At 69.7% G+C, this 1,975-nt stretch carries 3 protein-coding genes; all 3 read left to right on the forward strand.

Annotated elements, in window-relative coordinates:
- Window positions 1–209, forward strand: a 209-nt coding sequence (locus WBA11_RS20380) for a flagellar basal body rod C-terminal domain-containing protein (protein ID WP_424522463.1), incomplete at its 5' end; no start/stop codon positions are given.
- Window positions 210–299: 90 nt separating this feature from the next.
- Window positions 300–1,082: a flagellar basal-body rod protein FlgG gene (gene flgG / locus WBA11_RS20385; RefSeq protein ID WP_424522464.1), complete on the forward strand. Its 783-nt coding sequence runs from the start codon at window positions 300–302 to the stop codon at window positions 1,080–1,082.
- On the forward strand, window positions 1,079–1,795 hold the full coding sequence (gene flgA / locus WBA11_RS20390) for a flagellar basal body P-ring formation chaperone FlgA (protein WP_424522465.1): 717 nt from the start codon (window positions 1,079–1,081) through the stop codon (window positions 1,793–1,795). The genes flgG and flgA overlap by 4 nt, the downstream gene beginning before the upstream one ends.
- Window positions 1,796–1,975 lie beyond the last annotated feature (180 nt).

Consider the following 1,975-nt stretch of genomic DNA (forward strand, 5'->3'; position numbering starts at 1 on the left):
ACGGCGCCACGTTCGACGCCTCCGGCATCCCCGCCGAGCCGAGCGAGAGCCGCGTCCGCCAGGGCTTCCTCGAGGCCTCGAACGTCGACGCGATGAGCGAGATGGTGGACCTGATGGGCCACGTCCGCCTGTTCGAGTCCCAGCAGAAAGCTTTGAACACCACGGACAGCGTCTTGGGCGCCGTCACCCGCGACCTCGGAACGTTCTGATTGGGGATTAGGGATTGGGTGTCAGGGATTGGGGGTGCTCCCTCAGCCTCCTTCCCAATCCCCAACCCCTAAACCCCAACCCCCATATCAATGCTCCGTGCCCTCCGAACCGCCGCTCTCGGCATGAGCGCTCAGCAGATGAGCGTCGACAACACGGCGAACAACTTGGCCAACGCCAACACGACCGGGTTCAAGCGCAACCGCGTCGCGTTCCAAGACCTGCTCTACCAACGCGTCCGCGCGGCGGGTGGAGAGGACGGCGCTGCGCCCCCGGCCCGGCTTCAGATGGGTCACGGCGCCATTGCCGTCGCAACGGTCGGCACGTTCACGCAGGGCGGATTGACCGAGACCGGCAACGCCCTCGACATGGCCGTCAACGGCTCCGGCTTTTTCGCCGTCCAGATGCCCGACGGCAGCCGCGCCTACACGCGCGACGGCGCCTTCACCTTGACCGCCGAGGGCCTGATCGTGACCCAAAGCGGGTTCACGCTCGACCCCGGCATCGAAGTCCCGCCTGACTCTCTCGAACTCCAGATCCAGCCGGACGGGACCGTCCGCGCGCTCCTGCCCGGCGAGCCCGAGCCGACCGAGCTCGGCCAGCTCGAACTCGCCCGATTCCAGAACCCGGCGGGATTGCGCAACATGGGCGGCAACCTGTTCGCCGAGACCGAGGGCAGCGGGACGCCCGTCGTGGCGCCGCCCGGACAGGACGGCATCGGGACGGTCCAGCAAGGACTCCTCGAGGCCTCGAACGTCGACGTCGTCCAGGAGATGGTCGACCTGATCGCGAGCCAGCGCGCCTACGAGCTCAACTCGAAGATGGTGCAGGCGGGCGAGGAGATGCTCCAGATCGCCAACGGCGTCAAGCGATGATCCGAACGCTCACCCTCGCTCTCCTGATCGCGGTGTCCGGCGCGGCCCAAAGCTCCGGTCCGATCGCGATGGAGGTCGCCCGCTCCGAGGCTCCGCCCCGCGTCACCGCCGACCTCGAGGTCGAAGTCGCCGCACGAGCGGCCATCGAGGACGTGTGGGCCGACGCCGAGGTCGAGGTCGTCCGGCTCAGTCGGGCCGCCGCGTCGGCGTCCCCCGTCCGCGTCCGGTTCCGTGACACCGCACCGAGGGGCCGCGTCTCGGCCGAGGTCGAGACACCGATCGATGGCGTGTGGCAATCCGTTGGGTGGGCCTTCCTCGAGGTCTCCGTCTTCGAAACCGTCTGGGTAGCCAGCCGCGCCCTCGAGGCCGGCGATACGGTCTCAGACGCCGTCGAATTGGCGCGTGCGGAGGTCACGGGACTTTACGCCGAGCCGCTCGCCATCGACGACCTCGAGGGCTGGACTGCGACCGTCGACCTCGAGGCCGGCGCCGTGGTGACGAGCGCGAGTGCCCGCCCGCCCGTCGCCGTCGCGGACGGCGAGCCCGTCCGCGTGCTCTACGGTCGTGGGGCGGTCCGCGTCGAGCTGACCTGCCAGGCCCGCGAGACCGGGTCTGTGGGCGAGGTCGTCCGCGTCGTCTGCTCCGACCCCTACGCCCTGTACCGCGTCCGCGTCACCGCGCCGGGCGCCGGGACGTGGGCCGTCACCCTCTGATCTCATGATCCGACTCATCTCTGTTCTTCTCCTGGTCGCCGCCGCGGCGAGCGCGCTCTCTGCGCAACCGCAGGGCGCTCCGGGACAGCCGATCTCGCTCTACTCCGACGTCCGCGCCTACGGCGTCGGCGACTTGCTGACGGTCGTACTGGCCGAGCGGACCTCGGCGCGACGGCGCTC

This window comes from Rubrivirga sp. (genome assembly GCF_049648075.1).
In the GTDB taxonomy this organism is placed as follows: domain Bacteria; phylum Bacteroidota; class Rhodothermia; order Rhodothermales; family Rubricoccaceae; genus Rubrivirga.

Excerpts from the sequence above, each read along its gene's own strand:
- flgG (WP_424522464.1), top strand. The coding sequence starts at position 300 with ATGCTCCGTGCCCTCCGAACCGCCGCTCTCGGCATGAGCGCTCAGCAG.
- flgA (WP_424522465.1), top strand. The coding sequence starts at position 1,079 with ATGATCCGAACGCTCACCCTCGCTCTCCTGATCGCGGTGTCCGGCGCG.